The sequence below is a fragment of the Sphingomonas sp. HMP9 genome (assembly GCF_013374115.1).
GTDB lineage: Bacteria > Pseudomonadota > Alphaproteobacteria > Sphingomonadales > Sphingomonadaceae > Sphingomonas.
This window is the reverse complement of sequence record NZ_AP022673.1, coordinates 3,765,035-3,786,806: the sequence shown is the minus strand read 5'-3', so window position 1 is coordinate 3,786,806 and position 21,772 is coordinate 3,765,035. Positions and strand designations below refer to the sequence as shown.

The following is a 21,772-nucleotide window of genomic DNA, read 5'->3' as shown; positions in this document are numbered from 1 at the left end:
CAATAACCAACAGGCGACCTTGTGGGCATCACCACGGAGTCGCGAGAATGACCGATACCCGCCCCAATTCGTCGTCCGCCTCGACGCAGACGATCACGAGCGTGACCTCGTTGCTGCCGCACGCGCTACCGCTGTGTGAAAATGCGCGAATCGCTCTGTTCGCGATGCGACGGATGGGCGCGAATGGCCTTGCCGACGCCCGCGCCTCGCACACGATGTTCACCGCGTTCGGGCAAGGCTTTCGTCGGCCGCTCGTCTTGCTGAGGGCATTGATGGCGGACCTCGCCGGCACCTCGGCAGGCACCATCGCAATCGCGCCGTGCTGCTGCGCGCGTATGACGCCGGCCGAATCGGCGATGCTGTCGGTCCTCGCGCGTGTCGAGACCGCGCCCGAAACCGCGCGCTACCTGATGGCCGACCTGCTCGGCGTCCGTCGCATCGACGGCGTCCTCGCCAGCGCCGCCGCCGTCGCTGCCGCCTTTGCCGACGAGGGCCGTCCGATCACGATGTAGCGGCGGGACTGTCCGGCGTTTCGTCTTCGCGCGCCCGGCGAACGCTCTCGACGACGAACCCCTGCCGCCACAATATCCACAGCAGCCCTAGGCCGGGCACCGCGACGACCATCGTCAGCATCCAAAATCCCGGCCATCCGAGCGCGGTGGCAGCATAGCCGGCGGGTGCCGCCAGCCACGTCCGGCCAACGGCGGCAAACGACGACAGCAGCGCGAACTGCGTCGCGGTATAGGCGAGGTTCGACAGACCCGAGAGATAGGTCACGAACACGGTCAGACCGATCCCGCTGGTCACCTGCTCGGTCGCGACCGCGATCGTGAGCCACGTGTTCGAGTGGCCGTGCCATGCCAGGATCACGAAGGTGAAGTTGCTGAGCATCATCAGGACGCCCGACACGAACAGCGCACGGCCGAGACCGAGCCATGCCATGAACGGTGCGCCGAGCGCGGTGCCGACGATCAGCCCCCAGAAGCCGACCAGCTTGTTGATCGCGATGAATTCGGTATCGCTGAACCCGAGTTCGACGATCATCGGGTTGAGCATCCCCTGCCCCATCGCGTCGCCAAGCTTGTAGATCAGCACGAACAGCAGGATCAGTACCGCGCCGCGTCGCTGGAAGAACTCGCGGAACGGGCCGATGATCGTGTCCTCGAGCCAGCGTCCGCCGGTCTCGTGCGGTTGCTTGGCCAAGACGCGGTCATGCAGGCCGCGCCCGGCCCACAGTGCGGCGATCGCGCCGGGGATGACGCAGAATGCGGTCAGCCCGTAACCGAGCGCCCAGCCCAACCCCAGGCCTTCGGACGAGGCGATCGCGATCGTCCCCACGCCCGCCGCAAGATTGCCCAGGCGGTAGCCGAACTGGTTGTTGGCCGTGCCATGCGGGAGTTCGTTCTCCGGCAGGATCTCGATACGATAGGCGTCGATGACGATGTCCTGCGTCGCGCCGAGAAACGCGGTGACGATCGCCCAGAACGCGAAGACGCCGAGATGCTCCTGCGGCGCGCTGAACCCGAGCATCCAGACCGATCCGAACAACAGCGCCTGGACCACGAACAGCCACGCGCGGCGCTGTCCGACCAAGCGGGTCAGGAAAGGGATTTCGAACCGATCGATGAACGGCGCCCACAGGAACTTCAGCGTGTACGGCGTGGTCAGGCCGATCGCGAAGCCGATCGTCTTCTTGTCGATGCCGACCTTCGACAGCCAATAGCCCATCGTCCCAAGCAACAGGGCCAGGGGAAAGCCGCTCGATATGCCGAGCAGCAACGCGGCGATCGGCCTCGGCCGGAGGTAGGGTGCGAGCGTTGCGAGAACGGAGCGGCGTTCGACGGTATCGGTGGACATGCGGCGACCATAGCGCGCTGTCCGAACGAGGGAAGACGTTAGCCGCCCAGCGTCATACCGCTCGGCGTCACGCCGTCCGCGGAAACAAGGTGAACCCCTGCGGCACACGCTTCGGCTCGCCGCCGCCCAGCATCGCCTCGATCGCCTCGATCGCGGCGATCAGATCCCGCGGCATATAGGGCTTGGCCATGCAGCCTGCGGCGAGCGTCGTCGCCTCGACCGGGCAGCTTCCCGTGACGAACATCACCGGCACGCCGCGCGCGTGCGCGGCACGGGCGACATCGATGCCCGAGCCGTCCGCAAGGTTGACGTCGACCAGGACGAGATCGATCACCGCATCGCTCGCGAGGATCGGCAGCGCTTCGGCCACCCGATCGATCGTCGCGACGATCGTGAAATTCGCATCGGTCAGGAAATATTCGGTGTCGAAAGCCACCAATGGCTCGTCCTCGACCACGAGGAGCCGGACGATCTGCCGCTTTTTTTTCCCGAACAACATCGCCGACAGGCCCCCGAACGCGCGTACATCGTCGTTACGCTTGCGTGTCCTAACGCGCCGCTGCACGAACGGTCGCAAATATTTTCGCGCTGGCGGCCGATCCATAGTATCAGCCGCGCCATGACGACTTCAAAAGACGATAACCCGACTGCCAGCCCGTCGCCCGACGCGCCTGCAACCCCTGCCACACCCGTCAAGGGCGACCGGATCGCCAAGCTGCTCGCGCGTGCCGGCATCGCCTCGCGCCGCGATATCGAGCGGATGATCGCCGAGGGCCGCGTCGCGCTGAACGGCACCATCCTCGACACGCCTGCGACGATCCTGCGCAACCTTGCCGGCGTCACCGTCGACGGCGATCCGGTCGAGGCGCCCAGCGCCGCCCGGCTGTTCCTGTACCACAAGCCGACCGGGCTGCTCGTCACCGAGCGCGATCCCGCGGGACGGCCGACGATCTACGACCGGCTGCCGAAGGACCTGCCGCGGCTCGTGCCGGTGGGGCGGCTCGACATGAACACCGAGGGCCTGCTGCTGATGACCACCGATGGTGGCCTCAAGCGCCAGCTCGAACTGCCGGCGTCGGGCGTCGAGCGTGCCTATCGCGCGCGGGCCTATGGGGCGATCACGCAGCCGCAGCTCGAGGACCTGATCGAGGGGATCGAGATCGAGGGTGTGCGCTACGGATCGATCAACGCCAATATCGAGCGGCGGACGGGGGCCAACGTCTGGATCGAGATGATCCTGACCGAGGGCAAGAACCGCGAAGTGCGCCGCGTGCTCGAGCATCTCGAACTCCAGGTCTCGCGGCTGATCCGGACGCGCTACGGTCCGTTCGTGCTCGGCGACCTGATGCCGGGGCAGATCGGCGAAGTGACGCAGCACGACGTCGTCGCGTTCCAGAAGGACCTGGCCAAGGGCAAGCCTGCCGAGCTTGGTGCGCGGCCCAATATCGGGATCAGCGCGAGCGCGGGCGCAGGCGCGGGGATCGGTGGGCGGCCCAAGACGGCGGCCCGACCCGACGAGCGCACCGTGCGCCCTTCGCCGCGGGCGCCGATCCGGACGCTCACCAGCGAGCGCCCCGCGCGGTCGGCAAAGCCCGAGCGGATTCGCCCGACCGCGGCGCAGACCCGCGGCGACGTCGCCAATCCCTGGACGCGTCCCGAGCAAAATGCGCGGCCCGCCTACGGCACGCGCACGGCCTATGCCGCCAAGCCGACCGACGGCAATGCGCGGCCGGACCGTCGCGAGGATCGCGATCGGGGCGAGGCGCTGAGCACGAGCCCGAAGATCAAGCATTTCCGCGCCGCCAAGCCGCCGCGCGAGCGGGCCGCGCCGTCGCGTGTCGGTGCCAGCGGGGTGGTGACACCGCGTCGGACCGATGCGTCCCAAGGTCAGGGTCAGGGTCAGGGCCAGCGGCAGGACCAGCCACGTGGCTTCCGTCCGCAGGCTGACGACTCGCGCGGCCGGAGTTCGCTCGACAAGCGTGCGGCGCGCAGTGCGGCGGGACGTCCCGGTGCGGAGCCGCGGCCACCGCGCGCCGATGCGCCTGTCCGGCCGACCCGGCCTGCAGCGCCCGGCAAGGGTCCATCGGGAGGGCGCGGTCATCCGCCCCGTACCCCACGTGGAGGGAAACGCTGATGCGGATCATCGCAGGCCAATGGCGCGGACGCCCGATCGTCGCGCCCAAGGGTGACGCTACGCGCCCGACCGCGGACCGGATGCGCGAGACGTTGTTCTCGATGCTGACCAGCCGGGTCGGGAGCTTCGAGGGCTTGGCGGTCGCCGACCTGTTCGCCGGCTCGGGCGCGCTGGGCATCGAAGCGCTGTCGCGCGGCGCGGCGACGTGCATGTTCGTCGAATCGGACAAGCTGGCGGTCGACGCGCTGAAGGCGAACCTCGCCAAGCTGGAGATCCGCGGCGACGTCCGCGCCACCTCGGTGATGGCGCTCGGGCCTGCACCGGTGGCGCTCGACGTGATCCTGATGGATCCGCCGTATAATACCGGGGCCGGGCTGGTGGCGCTCGACAAGCTGTCGCGGCTGGGTTGGGTCGGGCCGGCGACGTGGATCAGCCTGGAGACGGCAAAGGCCGAGGTCGTCGAGCTGGCGGGCTTCGAGGTCGACGCGACGCGCGTCCACGGCAAGGCGCGGCTGACTCTGCTCCGTCCGATCTGATGTGGTGGTCTCCCGCAAAGGCGGGAGACCATTTCTAGCGGTGTGGTGTGCGGCCGAGGATCAGCAGCCCGCCAAGGCTCAAGACGCCCGCCGCCATCAGATAGCCCCCGACCAGCCACAACCCGCGCGGCGCGAGCGCCTCCGCGACGATCGGCGCGAGCGCACCGCCGAGCACGCCGCCGAGATTGAACGTCATCGACACGCCGGTGTAGCGCACCCCCGCCGGAAACAGGCTGGGCAGCCAGCCGCCGAGCGGTCCGTAGGCGAACCCCATCACGAACAGCGCGCCCGACAGCCACAGCCACACCGTGAACAGCGAGCCCGAGCCCAGCATCGGCCCCATCAGCGCGCCGACACCGATGCAGCCGGCAAACCCGATCGCCAGCATCCGCGCCGCGGAATGGCGGTCTGCCAGCACGCTCGCGACGATCACCCCGCCCGCGAGGAACCAGATCGCGACGAGTTCGACCGAAAGGAACGCCGCGCGCGAATAGCCGAGCGTCTTCGTACCGTAGCCGAGCGCGAAGGCCGTCGCGAGGTAGAACAGCGCGAAGCAGGCGATGACGCCGAACGTCCCCGCCAGCGTCGCGCGGAGGTGGTGCGTGAGCAACGTCGCGATCGGCACCTTGGGGAGCGCTTCGGTTGCTTCCGCTTCCAGGAACGCCGGCGTCTCGGTGAGTTTCAGACGCACCCATAGGCCTAGCCCGACGAGGACCGCGCTGAGCAGGAACGGGATCCGCCAGCCCCAGGCCAGGAACTGCGCCTCGTCCAGCACCATCCCGATCACGAGAAACAGACCGTTTGCCGCAAGGAAGCCCACCGGCGCGCCGAGCGGGGGGAACATGCCCCAGGTGTTCTTGCGGTGCGCCGGCGCATTCTCGACCGCGAGCAACGCCGCCCCGCCCCATTCGCCGCCTAACCCGAGCCCCTGCCCCAGCCGCATCAGGCACAGGAGCGCGGGCGCGAGCCAGCCGACTTGTGCGTAGGTCGGCAGGAACGCTATCCCCACGGTCGATCCGCCCATGAGCAATAGCGATGCGACGAGCGTCGACTTGCGCCCGACACGGTCGCCGAAATGCCCGAACACGACCGCGCCGACTGGTCGCGCGACGAAGGCAAGCCCAAACGTCGCATAGCTGAGCAGCAGCTGAGCCGAGTCGGACTGTCCGGCGAAGAACAGCGGCCCGAAGACGAGCGCCGCGGCGGTCGCGTAGATGTAGAAGTCGTAGAACTCGACCGCGGTGCCGACCAGGCTGGCGGCGAGGATGCGGCGGTTGGAGGCTAGCGTCGTCATGGTCACGGCATCGCCGCGGAGGCGGTTCCGGTCAACCGATTGCCGCGCAGGATCCTCCCCCGCCAGGGGGAGGTGGCTGGCTCTTGCAAGACGGAGGGGGCGGTAAGCGATGACTGGCGTTCCGTGTCCTCCCCCTCCGTCGCTTCGCGCCACCTCCCCCTTGCGGGGGAGGATCAGAGGGGAGGACGATGCGGGCGACTAGGCCGGGGGCGTTGTCGGCCAGTTCGAAATGACCGTCGTGCAGGCGCGCGACCGCTTCGATCAGCGCCATGCCGAGGCCGGCGCCGGGCGTGGAGCGCGCGCTGTCGAGGCGACCGAAGCGCTTGAGCGCCTGCGCGCGGTCCGCAGCGGCGATGCCGGGGCCGCGGTCCTCGACCTGGATCGCGACGCCGTCGGTGCGGTGGACGATCCGCAGCGTGACCTCGCCACCACCCGCGCCGTGGCGAAGTGCGTTGTCGATCAGATTGGTGATCGCCTGGCTGATCAGTTCGCGGTGAAGCTTCATCGGCGGCGGGCGGTCGTCGATCGCGATCATGAAGACGAGCCCGGCGTCCTCCGCGACGGGCGCGTAGAGTTCGCCGATCTCTTCCAGAAGGTCCGCGGGCGATACCTCGATGAAGCGATCGCGCGAGACCGAGCCCGAGCGGCTGATCTCGATCACCATCGTCAGCATCCGCATGACGAGGTCGGTCTCGACCAGCAGCCCGCCAAGTGCGGCCTCACGCGCGTCAGGATCGGCGATCAGCACCGCCTGCTCGGTCTTGGTGCGCAGGCGGGCGAGCGGCGAGCGCAGATCGTGCGCGAGGCTGTCGGTGACGATCCGCAGTTCGGCCATCACGCCTTCGAGCTTGCCGAGCATGACGTTCAGTCGCGCGGCGAGACGGTCGAACGCATCGCCGCCGCCTGCGATCATGTCGACACGACGGGAGAGATCGCCCTCTCCGGCGGCCTCGATCGCCTTGGCGATGCCGTCGAGCCGGCGACTGACGTAGCGGGTAAGGACCAGTCCGCCCACCACGCCAAGCGCGAGCGACAGGAATACGGCGACCGCGAGCGCGCGTTCGATCGCCCGTTCTTCCGCCGCGATCAGGTCCAGGTTGCGGCCAGTCAGGAGCCAGTAGCTGCCCAGCGGGTGAAGTGCATATCCCGTCTCCCGCGCGGACCAGAGTTCGTCGGCGCCCAATCGCGCAATCCGGAACTGGGTGACGCGAAGCGGGACGGCGAGGCGTTCGGGGGCGATGCCGACCACGGCCCGGCCCTTTGGATCGACGACCGCGAGGACGAGCGACACGTCGCCCGGCACGACCGCACTGTCGATCGCCTGACGGACCGCAGGAAGCCCCCCGCTGCGCCACACCGCGCGCAAGCTTTCCGATTGCTCGGTCGTCTCACGACGGATCGCATCGATCGCGTCGGCGCTGGTGGTCTTCCAGACGAAGCCGACCAGCGCGAGGTTGGACACCAGCGCAAGCGCGATCGACAGCAGTGCGATCCGCGCGGTGACCGAAAGGCGGATCCCCACCAAGAATCAGCCTTCGACGGCGAGCCGGTATCCTGCCCCGCGCACCGTGTGCAGGATCGGCGTGGGGAAGCCGTCCTCGAGCTTGCGACGAAGGCGACCGATGTGGACGTCGACCACGTTCGAGCCCGGATCGAAATGGTAGTTCCAGATCTTCTCGAGCATCATCGTGCGCGTCACCACCTGGCCGGCATGGCGCGCGAGGAATTCGAGCAGGTTGAATTCGCGCGCGCCAAGCGGGATCGAGCGGCCGGCGCGCGAGACGGCGCGGGCGAGCAGATCGATCTCGAGGTCGCCGACGGAAAGCTTCGTCTTTTGCGGTTCGGTCGCGGAGCGATCGGAGCGGCGCACCAAGGCCTCGATACGCGCGGACAGTTCGGCGAACGAAAAGGGCTTGCAGAGATAATCGTCTGCGCCTGCCTTGAGGCCATCGACGCGGTCGTCGACCGCGGCGAGCGCGGACAGGATCAGGACGGGGGTTGCGATGCCGGCCGCCCGAATCGCGCTGACCATCGACAAGCCATCCAGGCCGGGCAGCATGCGATCCGCGATGATGAGGTCGAAAATGCCCTCGCTGGCCAGGAACAGGCCGTCGCGACCGTCGGCACAGGCCTCGACGGCATGGCCGGCTTCCGCCAGCCCCTTGGCAAGATAGGCGGACGTCGAGGCGTCGTCCTCAACGATCAGGATCTTGCGGCTCAACGCGGTATCACCTTCCCTGCCACCGAATTCGGTCACTATCTCCGACCCTTATAAACGGAAAGGCCGGCGGAAAGAACCCTTCCCGCCGGCCCCCACGGTACCCCCGGGAGTGACGGGCACCGATCTCTGGAAACTCGCGTCGCCGTTGCTGGCTACGGGGTTGTTATAGGATCGGCCGGGGGTCGGAGCGATGACCGAGCGGTGACAATTTCGTCATGTTGATGTTGTTTCGGTCGTGCTCGCGCGTAGATGCATCGAGGGACGACCGGTGATGAGCGAACGATACATTGAAGCGACGCTATCGTCGTTCCGCCCCACTCCCCTTTACCCCCCGCCCCCGTCATCCCGGCGAACGCCGGGACCCATGGTAGCGGGTTGGGTGGTGGTTGCGCGCTATCGCCTGGTCCGCCGTATCCATCGGTCCCGGCGTTCGCCGGGATGACGAAAGGGGGGGGGGGACGGGATCACGGAGCCCCCCTAATCCGAACGGTAAGAAAACAGGGCTAGATCGTCGCGTCTGGGGCCTTGTTCTCCCGCGAAGGCGGGAGCCCAGGCTGGGCTCCCGCCTTCGCGGGAGAACACGCTTTCGGACGCTTACCTACGCTTGCTTCTTGTCGAGGATCGCAGCGATTGCCGAGCCGACATGCGCGATATCCGCCATGCCGTCGACGCGGTGGACCAGGCCTCGTGCGTCGTAGATCGGCAGGATCGGTGCCGTCTTCGCGCGATACTCTGCCATGCGGTTGTGGACGGTTTCCGCATTGTCGTCGGGGCGGCGCTTGAACTCGGTCGAGCCGCAGACGTCGCAGACCCCTGCCACGACCGGCTTCTTGTAACGATCGTGATAGCCCGTGCCGCACTTCGCGCAGGTGTAGCGGCCGACCACGCGGTCGATCAGCGCGGCTTCGTCGACGCCGAGTTCGATCACGTAGTCGAGCGTGCGACCGCGATCGGCGAGGAGTCCGTCGAGCGCCTCGGCCTGCGCCGCAGTCCGCGGATAGCCGTCGAAAATCACGCCGTTCGCCGTGTCCGGCTGGTCGAGGCGCTCGCCGATGATGCCCGACACGATCTCGTCCGAAACGAGACCACCCGATTCCATCACCGACTTTGCCTGGAGGCCGACCGGCGTCCCGGCGGCGACCGCTGCACGCAGCATGTCGCCGGTCGAAAGTTGCACCATGCCGCGCTCGCTGACGAGCGTGGCGGCCTGGGTGCCCTTGCCCGCGCCAGGCGGTCCAAGAAGGATGATATTCACGAAACGCACTCCCCTCGTTCGTGCAGGAATTAAACCGGGTTAGCCCCGCAACTTAACGAAGTCGATTGCCCTTGAGCTTCGCCTTCTTGATCAGGTCGCCATACTGGTGGGCCAGCAGATGCGACTGAATCTGCGTCACCGTGTCCATCGTCACGTTGACGACGATCAGCAGGCTGGTGCCGCCGAGGTAGAACGGGATCTGCAGCGCAGTCACCAGATATTCGGGCAACAGGCAGATGATCGTCAGATACGCCGCACCGATCACGGTGATGCGAGTCAGCACGTAATCGAAGTAGTTCTCGGTGTTCTTGCCCGGGCGGATGCCGGGGATGAACCCGCCGTTGCGCTTCAGATTGTCGGCGGTTTCCTCGGGGTTGAAGACGACCGCGGTGTAGAAGAACGAGAAGAAGATGATGCCGGCGCCGTAGAGCAGCATGTACACGGGGCTGCCGTGCTGCAGATACTGGTTGAGGGTGATGATGAAATCGCCCCACTTCGATTCGCCCGCGACGCGCTGGCCGGCGAACTGCGAGATCGTCAGCGGCATGAGCAACAGCGACGACGCGAAGATCGGCGGGATGACGCCGGCCGTGTTGATCTTCAGCGGCAGATGGCTGCGATCGGCCTGCATGCCGCGCTGCGTCTGGCGCTTGGGATACTGGATCAGGATGCGGCGCTGCGCGCGCTCCATGAAGCAGATGAAGAGGATCAGCACGACCACCGCGACGACGATGCCGATCAGCTTGATCGGGTCGAGCGAGCCAGAGCGGCCGCCTTCGAGCAGGTTGACGAGCGTGACGGGCAGATGCGCGACGATGCCGGCCATGATGATCAGCGAGACACCGTTGCCGATACCGCGGCTGGTGATCTGCTCGCCGAGCCACATCAGGAACATCGTGCCGCCGATCAGCGAGATGACGGCCGCGACGCGGAACATCATGCCGGGCTCGATGACCGCCTGGATCCCCTGTGCGGCGCCGAGCGTTTCAAGGCCGACGGCGATGAAATAGCCCTGCACCGCGGTCAGGCCGACGGTGCCGTAGCGCGTGTACTGGTTGAGGCGCTTGCGGCCCGATTCTCCGTCCTTCTTGATGGCGGCGAGCGTCGGCGACAGCGAGGTCGCGAGCTGCACCACGATCGAGGCGGTGATGTAGGGCATCACGCCGAGCGCGATCAGCGACATGCGGCTGAGCGAACCACCCGAAAAGGTGTTGAAGAAATCGAGCACGCCGCCCTGCGTCTGCTGCGAGAGCAGGCCGAGCGCGGTCGGGTCGACACCCGGCAGCGGCACGTAGCTGAGCAGGCGGAAAATGATCAGCGCGCCGATCGTGAACCACAACCGCTTCTTGAGGTCGGTCGCCTTCGCGAATTTCGAAAGGCTGATGCTTTGCGCCATCTGGTCGGCTGCGGATGCCATGCGTGTGATCGTCCTGGAAACAAAGAAGGCGGGATGCGTTGTGACCGCCCCCGCCGCTCATATAGGCGCAGGAGCGCGCTTGTCTAATGCCTAAGGCGGTTATGGACGGGTATAGGATCACCCGATCGTTTCAATTCCACCGCCGCGTCGTTGTCCTCACCCCGTGCCGTTCGTCCCGAGTAGCCGTCGAGCTTGTCGAGATGGCGTATCGAAGGACTGGCCCGCTTGGGTCTTGTACCTCGATACGAGGTCTCGACTGCGCTCGACCTCTACTCGGCACGAACGGAAAAAGTGAGGAACGGACTTCGCGCTGAGCCCGAGGCAACACGAAAGAGAAAAGGGAGGAGGCGCACTCGGCGCCGCCTCCCCCATCAAGGTCAGGCCTTGAACGACGCCTTGTGCGCCGCACGCTCCTTGTACTTCACGCCCTTCTTGGCGGCAGCCTTCTCGGCGGCGGGGACGAAGTGGATCACCTCGACCTTGCCGCCGATCTTCTCGACCGCTTCGATCGCGCCCTTCGACGCGCCGTCGACGGTGAACGAGAGGACCGTGGTCAGCTCGCCCTTGGCGAGGAGGCGGACGCCGTCCTTGCCGCCGCGCGCCAGGCCAGCGGCCTTCATTGCGTCGTGGTCGAGCGTGGCGTTCGCCTCGATCTTGCCGGCATCGACCGCGAGCTGGATCGCGCCGAGGTTGACCTCTGCGAAGTCCTTGCGGAAGATGTTGTTGAAGCCGCGCTTCGGCAGACGCATGTGGAGCGGCATCTGGCCGCCTTCGAAGCCGGCGATGGACACGCCCTCGCGGCTCTTCTGGCCCTTCTGGCCGCGGCCGCCGGTCTTGCCCTTGCCCGAGCCGATGCCGCGTCCGACGCGCATCTTGGACTTACGGGCACCTTCGTTATCGCGGAGTTCGTTGAGCTTCATGGTATGCACTCGCTTTCGCTTGTTACGCGCTGGTTTGAAATCGCCGGGTCCGAATCCGGAAATAAGGAAGGGGGCCGTTAGCCCCCTTCCCGGTATTTGTCACTAGGTAGCGTGAAGGCTCAGCCCTCGACGGATACCATGTGCTGCACCTTGCGGATCATGCCGCGGACCTCTGGGCTGTCTTCCAGCTCGCGGGTCTTGTGCATCTTGTTCAGGCCGAGACCGACCAGCGTTGCGCGCTGATCCTTCTCGCGGCGGATCGGCGAACCGGTCTGCGTGATCTTGATGGTAGCCATGATCGCTTACTCCGTGATCGCAGCTGCATCGGCCTCGGCGGTCTTCGAACCACCATGGCCGAGCAGGTCGGCGATCTTCTTGCCGCGACGCTGTGCGACGGCCTTGGGCGAGGTCTGCTCACCAAGGGCTTCGAACGTTGCGCGGATCATGTTGTAGGGGTTCGACGTGCCGACCGACTTGGTCACAACGTCCGCAACGCCCAGCGATTCGAAGACGGCGCGCATCGGGCCACCGGCGATGATGCCCGTACCCTGAGGCGCCGACCGCAGCGTGACCTTGCCGGCACCGAAGTGACCGTTGCCGTCATGATGCAGCGTGCGACCGTCCTTGAGCGGAACGCGAACCATCTTCTTCTTGGCAGCAGCCGTCGCCTTCGAGATGGCTTCCGGCACTTCGCGTGCCTTGCCATGTCCGAAGCCTGCACGACCCTTGCCATCGCCGACGACGACGAGTGCTGCAAAGCCGAAGCGCTTACCGCCCTTGACCGTCTTCGAGACGCGGTTGATGTGCACCAGCTTCTCGATCAGCTCTTCGCCGCCATCGTCCGAACCCGGACGACCGCCACGATTGTCACGACCACCGCGACCGCCGTCACGACCACCGCGGTTGCCGCCCGGGCCACCGCTGCGACCGCCACCGGGGCCACCACGACCGCCACCGCCGCCGCCACCAGGACGACCACGGCCACCGCCGTTGTTGCCCTGATAGCCCGTGCTCTGCGGCACAGCCTGAGCCGTGACGTCCTGTGCGGTCGTCTCGGGTGCGATTACCGCTGGCGTGTTGTTTTCGTCAGCCATGTCTTAGAACTCCAATCCGGCTTCGCGCGCGGCATCGGCAAGAGCCTTCACGCGACCGTGGTAGAGGAAGCCGCCGCGATCGAACACGACCTGAGTCACGCCCGCCGCCTTGGCAGCCTCGGCGACGCGCTTGCCGACCGAAGTCGCCGCGTCGATGTTGGCGCCGGACGTGCCGCGCACGTCCTTCTCCAGCGTCGAGGCCGAAGCGACCGTCGTGCCTGCGGCATCGTCGATCACCTGAGCATAGATGTGCTTGCCCGAGCGATGCACCGACAACCGCGGACGGCTGCCAGCGCGCGCACGCAACGCGGTACGGTTGCGGCGACGCCGCTTGGCGAAAAGAGAAAGTCCCTTGGTCATTACTTCTTCTTCCCTTCCTTGCGGAAGATGAACTCGCCGTCGTACTTGATGCCCTTGCCCTTGTAAGGCTCGGGCTTGCGCCACTGACGAATCTCCGCGGCCAGCTGGCCGACCATCTGCTTGTCCGAACCCGAGATCTCGATCGTCGTGTTGTCGGGGGTCTTGACTTCGATCCCCTCCGGCACGTCGATGTTGACGTCATGGCTGTAGCCGAGCTGCAGCTTGAGGTTGCGACCCTGGGCTGCGGCACGATAGCCGACGCCGGTGATCAGCAGCTTCTTGGTGAAGCCCTCCGACACGCCGGTGACCAGGTTCTGCACCATGGTCCGCTGCATGCCCCAGAACGCGCGAGCGCGCTTGGTGTCGTTGGCCGGCTGCACCGAAATGCCGCCGTCTTCGAGCGTGTAGCTGATCTCGTCGCGCAGCGGCATCGTGAGCGTGCCCTTGGGGCCCTTCACGGTCAGCTGCTTGTTGGCGATCGACGGCGTGATGCCGGCGGGTACCGTGATTGGCTTCTTACCAATGCGGCTCATCAGAACACCTCCGCGAGGACTTCGCCGCCGACGTTCTGCTCACGTGCTTCGGAATCCGAAAGCACGCCGCGGGGCGTCGAGACGATGGTGATGCCGAGGCCGTTACGGACGCGCGGGAGTTCCTGCGAGCCGGAATAGACGCGACGGCCGGGCTTCGAGACGCGTGCGACATGCTTGATCGCAGGCTGGCCCTCGAAATACTTCAGCTCGATGCGAAGGCCGGCCGCGGGGCCCATCTGCTCTTCGCTATAGCCACGGATATAGCCTTCACGCTGCAGAACGTCGAGCACGCGGACGCGCAGCTTCGACGCCGGCGTCAGGACAGAGTCCTTCTTCGCGCGCTGGCCATTGCGGATACGGGTGAGCAAATCACCCAGGGGATCGGTCACTGCCATGATTTAGTCCTTACCAGCTCGACTTCGTGACGCCGGGGATCAGGCCCTTGTTGGCCAGATCGCGCAGCTGAATACGGCAGAGCCGGAACTTGCGGTAATAAGCGCGCGGGCGACCGGTTAGCTCGCACCGGTTACGGATGCGGGTCGGGTTCGCGTTGCGCGGCAGTGCCGCCATCTTGAGGCGAGCGATCAAACGCTCACCATCGTCGAGCGTCTTGTCCGCTGCGATTGCCTTCAGTGCCGCGTACTTCGGGGCATACTGCTTGACCATGCGCTTGCGGCGCTCGTTCTTGTTGACTGAACTCAGTTTCGCCATCGACTTAAGTTCTTTCTTTCTTCTGCCCCCTCGCCCCTCCGGGGAGAGGGTCGGGGTGAGGGGCAGCCCAGCAGGACCACGCCTCCAGTTTTTGGGCGGGATGAGGGAGACTCACTCCCCCTCACCCCAACCCTCTCCCCGAGCGGGCACCCATGAAAGTATTACTTTCATGGGACCCAGCAGGGGAGAGGGAGTTCTTTTACGCTGCCTTCTTCTCGTCGGCAGCGTCGTCTTCGATCGGGAACGGGAAACCGAACAGACGCAGAAGCTCGCGAGCCTCGTCGTCGGTCTTTGCGGTCGTCGTCACGATCACATCCATGCCGCGGACCTTGTCGACCCGGTCATAGCTGATTTCTGGGAACACGATCTGCTCCTTGATACCGCAGGCATAGTTGCCACGGCCATCGAAGCTCTTCGGGTTGAGGCCACGAAAATCGCGGACGCGGGGAAGAGCGATCGTGATGAAACGGTCGAGAAACTCGTACATCCGTTCGCGGCGAAGGGTGACCTTCACGCCGATCGGCATGCCTTCACGCAGCTTGAACTGCGCAATCGACTTCTTGGCCTTCGTCACGACAGGCTTCTGGCCGGCGATCAACTCCATTTCGGAAGCAGCCTGGTCGACCTTCTTCTTGTCCTGCGTAGCTTCGCCGACGCCCATGTTCAGCACGATCTTGTCGAGCCGCGGGATCTCCATGACGTTCTTGTAGCCGAACTTCTCGACCATCGCCTTGATGATCGTCTCGTCGTACAGCTTGCGCATACGCGCAACGTAGACGGCCTCGGTGCCAGCGTTATCAGCGCCAGTGTTCTGATCAACCATTGATCTTATCCCCGGTCTTGACGGCCACGCGGACCTTCTTGCCATCCTGCGTCTCGAAACGGACGCGGGTCGGCTTGCCGTCGGCGGTCACGTGCGCGACCTTCGAGACGTGCATCGGTGCTTCCTTGCGGATCAGGCCACCCTGCGGGTCACCCTGAGTCGGCTTGGTATGGCGCACGGCGATGTTCACGCCCGAAACGACGACCTTGTCGGTCTTTGGCATGGAAACGGTAACTTCACCGGTCTTGCCCTTGTCCTTGCCGGACAGGATGATGACCTTGTCACCCTTCTTGATACGCTGGGTAGCCATTACAGCACCTCCGGCGCGAGGCTGATGATCTTCATGTGCTTCTTGCCGCGCAGCTCGCGAACGACTGGACCGAAGATACGGGTGCCGATCGGCTCCTCGTTCTTGTTGACCAGCACCGCGGCATTGCCGTCGAAGCGGATGACCGTACCGTCTGCACGGCGGATATCCTTGGCGGTACGCACGATCACCGCGCGGTGAACGTCGCCCTTCTTCACACGGCCACGTGGCTGCGCTTCCTTGATGCTGACGACGATGATGTCGCCAACGCCTGCAACACGACGCTTGGAACCCCCAAGCACCTTGATGCACTGCACCCGCTTCGCGCCGCTGTTGTCAGCGACGTCGAGATTGGACTGCATCTGGATCATGGATCCGTATCCCTTCTCTCTTTGGGGTCGATACCGACCGAACCCCGCCTAAAAAATCACCCCGCCGCGGCAAAACCGCAACGGGGAGGAGCGGCCGCTTAGCCGCTCTCTCGATAGAACACAAGGTTCCACTGCAAACCGTCATCCCCGCGAAAGTTGGGATCCGGAGTTATGGCGTATTACGCCCCTGGCTCTGGATCCTGACTTTCGTCAGGATGACGAGAACCCCGTTCAGCCCTCGGCCGAAGCCCGTTCCGGCGTCGCGTGGGTATTGACCCGCTCGATCACCTTCCAGGTCTTCAGCTTGGAGATCGGTGCGGTCTCTTCGATCCGAACCGTCTCGCCCTGCTTGAACTCATTGCCCTCGTCATGGGCATGATACTTCTTCGAGCGACGGATGATCTTCCCGTAGAGCGGGTGCTTCACCTTACGCTCGACGTTCACGACCACCGTCTTGTTGCCCTTGTCGGACACGACCAGACCGGTCAGCACGCGCTTCGGCATGATACGTTCCTTACTTCGCGGCGTCAGCGCTGGTGCGCTGAGCCTGCAGGGTCTTGATGCGAGCGATGTCGCGGCGGACCTCACGAACGCGGCTCGGCTTTTCGAGCTGGTTCGTGGCGGCCTGGAAGCGCAGGTTGAACTGCTCGCGCTTCAGTTCGCCGAGCGACTCCGACAGCTGGTCGGCGCTCTTGGACTTCATGTCATCGATACGAGCCATGATCTTACTCGCCTCCCAGATGTGAGGTGTCGCCCAGACGGGCAACGACCTTGACCTTGATCGGCAGCTTCATGGCCGCCCGCTCGAATGCCTCAGCGGCAATCTTGCCGTCGACGCCGTCGAGCTCGAACAGGATCCGACCCGGCTTGACGCGAGCGGCCCAATATTCCGGCGCGCCCTTGCCCTTGCCCATGCGGACTTCGGCTGGCTTTCCCGAGACCGGAAGGTCTGGGAAAATGCGGATCCACAAACGCCCCTGGCGCTTCATGTGACGCGTGATCGCGCGGCGGGCCGCCTCGATCTGACGTGCGGTGATCCGGTCGGGTTCCATCGCCTTGAGGCCGTAGGAGCCGAAATTGAGCGAGAAGCCACTCTTGGCGTCGCCCGAAATCTTGCCCTTGAAGGCCTTCCGGAACTTGGTCTTTTTTGGTTGCAGCATGTCTGTTCCTGCCCCTTAGCGACGATCGTCGCGCTGCGGCCGCACGCCGGAGGTTTGAGCCTCCATCATGATGCGGTCGTACGACGTCGGATCGTTGCCGAGAATCTCGCCCTTGAAGACCCAGACCTTCACGCCGCAAACGCCGTAGGACGTGTGCGCCGTAGCCTCGGCATAATCGATGTTCGCGCGCAGAGTGTGCAACGGAACCCGACCCTCACGATAGCTCTCCGACCGTGCGATCTCGGCGCCGCCAAGACGGCCACCGCAGTTCACCCGGATGCCTTCGGCACCGAGACGCATCGCCGACTGAACCGCACGCTTCATAGCGCGACGGAAAGCGATACGACGCTCGAGCTGATCGGCGATGCCCTGCGCGACGAGACGCGCATCGACTTCCGGCTTGCGGATCTCGACGATGTTCAGCGACACGGTCGACGACGTCATCTTGCCGATCGTCGAACGCAGCTTCTCGATGTCCGCACCCTTCTTGCCGATGATCACGCCGGGGCGTGCAGCGAAGATGGAGATGCGGGCCAGCTTGGCCGGACGCTCGATGACCACCTTGGAGATCGCGGCCTGCGGCAGCGTCTTCATGATGAATGCGCGGATCTTGAGATCCTCGAGCAGGAGCCGACCATAGTCGGCGCCTTCGGCGTACCAGCGGCTATCCCAGGTACGGTTGATCTGCAGACGCAGACCGATGGGGTTGCTCTTCTGACCCATTATGCTTCTTCCTGCTCGCGCACGACGATGCGCAGACGGCTGAATGGCTTGAGGATGCGGGTCGACTTGCCGCGGCCGCGAGTAGCGAAACGCTTCATCGTGATCGACTTGCCAACCGATGCCTCGGCGACGACCAGCGAGTCGACGTCGAGGTTGTGGTTGTTCTCCGCATTGGCGATGGCCGAGGCCAGCACCTTGCGGGCTTCGATCGCCATGCCCTTGGTCGAGAAGGCGAGGATGTTCATCGCATCGCCGACCTTCTTGCCACGGATGAGCGCAGCGACGAGGCCGAGCTTCTGTGCCGAACCGCGAATCTGCGTACCGACCGAAAGCGCCTCGTTGTCCGCGACCTTGCGCGGGCTGACTTGCTTAGACATCAGCGCTTGCCCTTCTTGTCGGCGGAGTGGCCGGGGAAGTAGCGCGTAGGCGCGAACTCGCCCAGCTTCATCCCGACCATGTCCTCGTTGACCGAGACCGGCACGAACTTGCGGCCGTTATACACGTTGAACGTGAGGCCCACGAACGACGGCAGGATCGTCGAGCGACGCGACCAAGTCTTGATCGGCGAACGCGCGTTGGTGTCCTGGGCGGTTTCTGCCTTCTTGAGCAGATGAAGGTCCACGAAGGGGCCCTTCCAGACTGAACGAGCCATGTTAGCCCTTCCTCTTCGTCGAATGACGCGACCGGATGATCATCTTGTCGGTCGACTTGTTATGACGCGTGCGCGCACCCTTCGTCGGCTTGCCCCAAGGCGTAACCGGATGACGGCCACCCGAGGTACGGCCTTCACCACCGCCGTGCGGATGGTCGACCGGGTTCTTGGCGACGCCGCGGGTCAGCGGACGGATACCCATCCAGCGCGAACGACCTGCCTTGCCCAGGTTCTGGTTCTGGTTGTCGGGGTTCGAGACCGCGCCAACCGTCGCCATGCAATCGCTGCGGATGTAGCGCTGCTCGCCCGAGTTCAGGCGGACCATCACCATGCCCTTGTCGCGACCGACGACCTGCACGTACGTGCCGGCCGAACGGGCGATCTGGCCACCCTTCATCGGCTTCATCTCCACGTTGTGGACGATGGTGCCGACCGGCATCTGACCGAGTTCCATGGCATTGCCTGGCTTCACGTCGGTCTTCTTGGCCGCGAGAACCTTGTCGCCGACGGCCAGACGCTGCGGCGCCAGGATGTAGGCGAGTTCCTCGTCCGGGTACTTGACCAGGGCAATGAACGCGGTGCGGTTGGGATCATACTCGATCCGCTCGACGGTGCCTTCGACGTCCCACTTGCGACGCTTGAAGTCGATGTAGCGGTACTTCTGCTTGTGACCGCCGGCGATGCCGCGCGAGGTCACATGGCCCTTGTTGTTACGACCGCCGGTCTTGTGCTTGCCTTCGGTCAGCGCCTTGACGGGGCGACCCTTCCAGAGCGACGACTTGTCGACCAGGATGAGACCGCGGCGTGCCGGCGATGTTGGATTATAATGCTTGAGTGCCATGGCCTCAGATCCCCGTCGTCACGTCGATGGACTGACCGTCCTTCAACGTCACGATTGCCTTTTTCATGTCCGAGCGCGAGTAGTTCGTGCCCTTCCACTTCTTGGTCTTGCCCTTCTGGACGAGCGTGTTCACGCCGACGACGTTCACGTCGAACAGCGCCTCGACGGCCGCCTTGATCTCGGGCTTCGTGGCGTCGTTGGACACCTTGAACACAACCGCGTTGAACTCCGACAGAGTCGTCGTCTTCTCGGTGATGTGCGGGGCCAGGATAACGTCGTAATGACGATTATCGATGCCCGCCTTCTGCTTCTTAGCCATGGAAGCGCGCCTCCAGCTTTTCGACAGCGGCGCGCGTCAGCACCAGCGTGTCATGCTTCAGGATGTCGTAAACGTTGGCGCCGGCTGCCGGCATCACGTTCACTTCGTACAGGTTGCCCGCAGCGAATGCGAAGCTGGTGTCGACCATGTCGCCGTCGATGACGAGCGCACGCTTGCCGAAGCCGAGCTTTGCGAGATCGCCGAGCAGCGTCTTGGTCTTGCCACCCTCGACAGCTAGGCTGTCCATGATGACCAGCGAACCCGCCTTGGCGTGGCTGCTGAGCGCCATGCGCAGACCGAGCGAGCGAACCTTCTTGTTCAACGACGGGTTGAAGTCACGGACGCGGGCGCCGTGAGCCTTACCACCACCGATGAACACAGGTGCGCGACGATCGCCGTGACGAGCCGTACCGCCGCCCTTCTGGCGACCGAACTTCTTGCCGGTGCGGGCAACGTCTGCGCGCTCACGGGTGCCGCGAGCCGTCTCACGACGCTTCTCGAGCTGCCAGGTGACGACACGGTGCAGGATGTCGGCGCGCGGATCGAGGCCGAAGACCTCGTCGTTGAGCTCGATGTCCGCAGCGTCGGTACCGGCGAAAGATGAAACCTTGATCTTCACGCTCAGCCCTCCTGGCCGTCGGCTGCAGGTGCGTCGGTCGTTTCGGCCGGCGTGTCTGCTGCAGTGTTGCTGTTGGTGGCCTTGAGACCGGCGGGGAACGGTGCGTCGGCGTGGCGCGCGACCTTCACCGAGTCCTTGACGAAGAGCCAGCCACCCTTGGAGCCAGGAACCGAACCCTTGACGAACAGGAGACCACGCTCGACGTCCGTCGATACGATCTCGAGGTTCTGCTGGGTGCGATACTTGTCGCCCATGTGGCCGGCCATCTTCTTGTTCTTGAAGACCTTGCCCGGATCCTGGCGCTGACCGGTCGAACCGAGCGAACGGTGCGAGACCGACACGCCGTGGGTTGCCCGCAGACCGCCGAAGCCCCAACGCTTCATACCGCCCTGGAAGCCCTTACCCTGGGTCTTGCCCTGGATATCGACGATCTGACCTGCGACGTAGTGGTCTGCCGAAATCTCGGCACCAACGTCGAGCAGGCCGTCAGCATTCACACGGAACTCATGGACGACAGCCTTGGGCTCCACTTCGGCCTTGCCGAAATGGCCGCGCTGCGGCTTTGCAACATTCTTCGACTTGGCGACACCTGCACCAAGCTGGACGGCAGTGTAGCCGTCACGATCCATTTCGCGAACGGAAACGACCTGATTGCCTTCGAGTGCCAGAACGGTGACCGGCACGTGCCGACCATCTTCCTGGAACAGGCGGGTCATCCCCATTTTCTTCGCGATCACGCCAGTACGCATGATCTTGTCCCTTCCTAGACAGAGGCCCCGTCGGACTATTCCTCGGGGGCTTGCGGACCATGTCCGGAGCGAGCTCCATGATGCATCCACCTGACCCCATCCCCGGCAAATGCCCTGAATGGAGTCGGTTCAACCCGGTATATACGAAACGTGCCCCCGTCCCGGGCTGGTGCTCCTGCTGGTGCAGGAGCGTGACGGGGGACGCTGCCCCGCTGGTTTTCACCAGCGGCGGTATCCCAATGTAGAGCGGCGCGGGACCATTGCTGGTCGACCGCGCCGCGCCAGCCCTTAGGCCAACTTGATCTCTACGTCCACCCCTGCGGCGAGGTCGAGCTTCATCAGCGCATCGACCGTCTGCGGCGTCGGCTGGACGATATCCAGCATACGCTTGTACGTGCGCACCTCGAACTGCTCGCGCGACTTCTTGTCGATGTGCGGGCCGCGGTTCACGGTGAACTTTTCGATGCGCGTCGGGAGGGGAATCGGACCGCGGATGAGCGCGCCGGTGCGGCGTGCGGTGTCGGCGATGTCGCCAGTGGCCTGATCGAGCACACGGTGATCGAACGCCTTCAGACGAATGCGGATATTGCTGTCCATAGTCCCTACCGATGCGAAAGAGCGGGCCCGTTTCCGGGCTCTTGCTGGTTGATGTTTAAACCGAAGGCGGGCCATTACGGGAGAGTCGGGTGAAATGCAACCGGGGGTTGAGGGTTTTCCGGGCGAAGGCACTATCGAAGGGCGCCCTGGCCTCCCCCTCCGTCACCTTCGGCGCCACCTCCCCCTTGCGGGGGAGGATTGTAGATGTCGACGCTCTGCCGCTAAGATCGCGGCGCTACTTGATCCTCCCCCGCCAGGGGGAGGTGTCGCCCAAGGCGA

The 21,772-nt window shown here is 64.9% G+C and carries 31 protein-coding genes; 3 read left to right on the top strand and 28 right to left on the bottom strand.

What is annotated here, in order from left to right:
- Positions 1-47: 47 nt before the first annotated feature.
- Positions 48-512 carry a DUF6628 family protein gene (locus HMP09_RS17215; protein ID WP_176501343.1) on the top strand — a complete coding sequence of 155 codons (465 nt, stop codon included), beginning with the start codon at positions 48-50 and terminating at the stop codon, positions 510-512.
- Here HMP09_RS17215 and HMP09_RS17210 read toward each other — a convergent pair.
- Both HMP09_RS17210 and HMP09_RS17205 read right to left on the bottom strand, forming a co-directional pair.
- Complete coding sequence (locus HMP09_RS17210) at positions 502-1,857, bottom strand: AmpG family muropeptide MFS transporter (RefSeq protein WP_176501342.1); 1,356 nt, start codon at positions 1,855-1,857, stop codon at positions 502-504. The genes HMP09_RS17215 and HMP09_RS17210 overlap by 11 nt on opposite strands.
- 67 nt (positions 1,858-1,924) lie before the next feature.
- Positions 1,925-2,356, bottom strand: coding sequence for a response regulator (locus tag HMP09_RS17205; RefSeq protein ID WP_176501341.1), 432 nt, complete (start codon positions 2,354-2,356; stop codon positions 1,925-1,927).
- Positions 2,357-2,476: 120 nt separating this feature from the next.
- Between HMP09_RS17205 and HMP09_RS17200 the strand changes: the two genes are divergently transcribed.
- Both HMP09_RS17200 and rsmD read left to right on the top strand, forming a co-directional pair.
- Complete coding sequence (locus HMP09_RS17200) at positions 2,477-3,991, top strand: pseudouridine synthase (protein ID WP_176501340.1); 1,515 nt, start codon at positions 2,477-2,479, stop codon at positions 3,989-3,991.
- Positions 3,991-4,527 (top strand): 16S rRNA (guanine(966)-N(2))-methyltransferase RsmD, encoded by a 537-nt coding sequence (gene rsmD / locus HMP09_RS17195; protein ID WP_176501339.1) that lies wholly within the window; start codon positions 3,991-3,993, stop codon positions 4,525-4,527. The genes HMP09_RS17200 and rsmD overlap by 1 nt, the downstream gene beginning before the upstream one ends.
- Before the next feature lie 34 nt (positions 4,528-4,561).
- Here rsmD and HMP09_RS17190 read toward each other — a convergent pair whose 3' ends face one another.
- The 26 genes from HMP09_RS17190 to rpsJ form a co-directional block, all read right to left on the bottom strand.
- Positions 4,562-5,821, bottom strand: a complete 1,260-nt coding sequence (locus HMP09_RS17190; RefSeq protein WP_176501338.1) for an MFS transporter — start codon at positions 5,819-5,821, stop codon at positions 4,562-4,564.
- Positions 5,822-5,852: 31 nt separating this feature from the next.
- Positions 5,853-7,343 (bottom strand): sensor histidine kinase, encoded by a 1,491-nt coding sequence (locus tag HMP09_RS17185; protein ID WP_232090449.1) that lies wholly within the window; start codon positions 7,341-7,343, stop codon positions 5,853-5,855.
- Positions 7,344-7,349: 6 nt separating this feature from the next.
- Positions 7,350-8,042 (bottom strand): winged helix-turn-helix domain-containing protein, encoded by a 693-nt coding sequence (locus HMP09_RS17180; RefSeq protein WP_176501337.1) that lies wholly within the window; start codon positions 8,040-8,042, stop codon positions 7,350-7,352.
- A 598-nt stretch (positions 8,043-8,640) separates the two neighbouring features.
- Positions 8,641-9,297, bottom strand: coding sequence for an adenylate kinase (locus tag HMP09_RS17175; RefSeq protein WP_176501336.1), 657 nt, complete (start codon positions 9,295-9,297; stop codon positions 8,641-8,643).
- A 52-nt stretch (positions 9,298-9,349) separates the two neighbouring features.
- The gene (secY, locus tag HMP09_RS17170; protein WP_055872627.1) at positions 9,350-10,714 is read right to left on the bottom strand and encodes a preprotein translocase subunit SecY; all 1,365 of its coding nucleotides are present in this window, start codon (positions 10,712-10,714) and stop codon (positions 9,350-9,352) included.
- A 377-nt stretch (positions 10,715-11,091) separates the two neighbouring features.
- Positions 11,092-11,634, bottom strand: a complete 543-nt coding sequence (rplO, locus tag HMP09_RS17165; protein ID WP_176501335.1) for a 50S ribosomal protein L15 — start codon at positions 11,632-11,634, stop codon at positions 11,092-11,094.
- Positions 11,635-11,753: 119 nt separating this feature from the next.
- Positions 11,754-11,930, bottom strand: a complete 177-nt coding sequence (gene rpmD, locus HMP09_RS17160; RefSeq protein WP_031393747.1) for a 50S ribosomal protein L30 — start codon at positions 11,928-11,930, stop codon at positions 11,754-11,756.
- A gap of 6 nt (positions 11,931-11,936) precedes the next feature.
- Complete coding sequence (gene rpsE / locus HMP09_RS17155; RefSeq protein WP_232090448.1) at positions 11,937-12,728, bottom strand: 30S ribosomal protein S5; 792 nt, start codon at positions 12,726-12,728, stop codon at positions 11,937-11,939.
- A 3-nt stretch (positions 12,729-12,731) separates the two neighbouring features.
- Complete coding sequence (rplR, locus tag HMP09_RS17150) at positions 12,732-13,088, bottom strand: 50S ribosomal protein L18 (protein ID WP_131585872.1); 357 nt, start codon at positions 13,086-13,088, stop codon at positions 12,732-12,734.
- Positions 13,088-13,621, bottom strand: coding sequence for a 50S ribosomal protein L6 (gene rplF, locus HMP09_RS17145; protein WP_176501334.1), 534 nt, complete (start codon positions 13,619-13,621; stop codon positions 13,088-13,090). The genes rplR and rplF overlap by 1 nt, the downstream gene beginning before the upstream one ends.
- Positions 13,621-14,016, bottom strand: a complete 396-nt coding sequence (gene rpsH / locus HMP09_RS17140) for a 30S ribosomal protein S8 (protein WP_031393751.1) — start codon at positions 14,014-14,016, stop codon at positions 13,621-13,623. Before rpsH ends, rplF begins: the two co-directional genes overlap by 1 nt.
- A 10-nt stretch (positions 14,017-14,026) precedes the next feature.
- Positions 14,027-14,332 (bottom strand): 30S ribosomal protein S14, encoded by a 306-nt coding sequence (gene rpsN / locus HMP09_RS17135; RefSeq protein ID WP_056015537.1) that lies wholly within the window; start codon positions 14,330-14,332, stop codon positions 14,027-14,029.
- Positions 14,333-14,531: 199 nt separating this feature from the next.
- Entirely contained in the window at positions 14,532-15,095 is a 564-nt protein-coding gene (gene rplE, locus HMP09_RS17130; protein WP_082445098.1) for a 50S ribosomal protein L5, read from the bottom strand.
- 52 nt (positions 15,096-15,147) lie between these two features.
- Positions 15,148-15,465, bottom strand: coding sequence for a 50S ribosomal protein L24 (rplX, locus tag HMP09_RS17125; RefSeq protein WP_176501333.1), 318 nt, complete (start codon positions 15,463-15,465; stop codon positions 15,148-15,150).
- Positions 15,465-15,833 (bottom strand): 50S ribosomal protein L14, encoded by a 369-nt coding sequence (gene rplN, locus HMP09_RS17120; protein WP_031393755.1) that lies wholly within the window; start codon positions 15,831-15,833, stop codon positions 15,465-15,467. The genes rplX and rplN overlap by 1 nt, the downstream gene beginning before the upstream one ends.
- A gap of 231 nt (positions 15,834-16,064) precedes the next feature.
- A complete protein-coding gene (gene rpsQ / locus HMP09_RS17115; protein WP_176501332.1) occupies positions 16,065-16,337 on the bottom strand; it encodes a 30S ribosomal protein S17 in 273 nt (90 codons plus the stop codon).
- Positions 16,338-16,347: 10 nt separating this feature from the next.
- Positions 16,348-16,554 (bottom strand): 50S ribosomal protein L29, encoded by a 207-nt coding sequence (rpmC, locus tag HMP09_RS17110; RefSeq protein ID WP_176501331.1) that lies wholly within the window; start codon positions 16,552-16,554, stop codon positions 16,348-16,350.
- A 4-nt stretch (positions 16,555-16,558) separates the two neighbouring features.
- Positions 16,559-16,993 carry a 50S ribosomal protein L16 gene (gene rplP, locus HMP09_RS17105; RefSeq protein ID WP_031393758.1) on the bottom strand — a complete coding sequence of 145 codons (435 nt, stop codon included), beginning with the start codon at positions 16,991-16,993 and terminating at the stop codon, positions 16,559-16,561.
- A gap of 15 nt (positions 16,994-17,008) precedes the next feature.
- Complete coding sequence (gene rpsC / locus HMP09_RS17100; protein WP_055872646.1) at positions 17,009-17,716, bottom strand: 30S ribosomal protein S3; 708 nt, start codon at positions 17,714-17,716, stop codon at positions 17,009-17,011.
- Positions 17,716-18,093: a 50S ribosomal protein L22 gene (rplV, locus tag HMP09_RS17095; RefSeq protein WP_037529220.1), complete on the bottom strand. Its 378-nt coding sequence runs from the start codon at positions 18,091-18,093 to the stop codon at positions 17,716-17,718. The genes rpsC and rplV overlap by 1 nt, the downstream gene beginning before the upstream one ends.
- Positions 18,093-18,368, bottom strand: a complete 276-nt coding sequence (gene rpsS / locus HMP09_RS17090; protein ID WP_031393761.1) for a 30S ribosomal protein S19 — start codon at positions 18,366-18,368, stop codon at positions 18,093-18,095. The genes rplV and rpsS overlap by 1 nt, the downstream gene beginning before the upstream one ends.
- Position 18,369: 1 nt before the next feature.
- On the bottom strand, positions 18,370-19,209 hold the full coding sequence (gene rplB, locus HMP09_RS17085; protein WP_055872649.1) for a 50S ribosomal protein L2: 840 nt from the start codon (positions 19,207-19,209) through the stop codon (positions 18,370-18,372).
- 4 nt (positions 19,210-19,213) lie between these two features.
- Positions 19,214-19,528 carry a 50S ribosomal protein L23 gene (locus HMP09_RS17080; RefSeq protein ID WP_056047618.1) on the bottom strand — a complete coding sequence of 105 codons (315 nt, stop codon included), beginning with the start codon at positions 19,526-19,528 and terminating at the stop codon, positions 19,214-19,216.
- Positions 19,521-20,147, bottom strand: a complete 627-nt coding sequence (gene rplD / locus HMP09_RS17075) for a 50S ribosomal protein L4 (RefSeq protein ID WP_056411256.1) — start codon at positions 20,145-20,147, stop codon at positions 19,521-19,523. The genes HMP09_RS17080 and rplD overlap by 8 nt, the downstream gene beginning before the upstream one ends.
- 2 nt (positions 20,148-20,149) lie before the next feature.
- A complete protein-coding gene (rplC, locus tag HMP09_RS17070; RefSeq protein WP_176501330.1) occupies positions 20,150-20,896 on the bottom strand; it encodes a 50S ribosomal protein L3 in 747 nt (248 codons plus the stop codon).
- 288 nt (positions 20,897-21,184) lie between these two features.
- A complete protein-coding gene (rpsJ, locus tag HMP09_RS17065; protein ID WP_007406109.1) occupies positions 21,185-21,493 on the bottom strand; it encodes a 30S ribosomal protein S10 in 309 nt (102 codons plus the stop codon).
- Between the last annotated feature and the right edge of the window lie 279 nt (positions 21,494-21,772).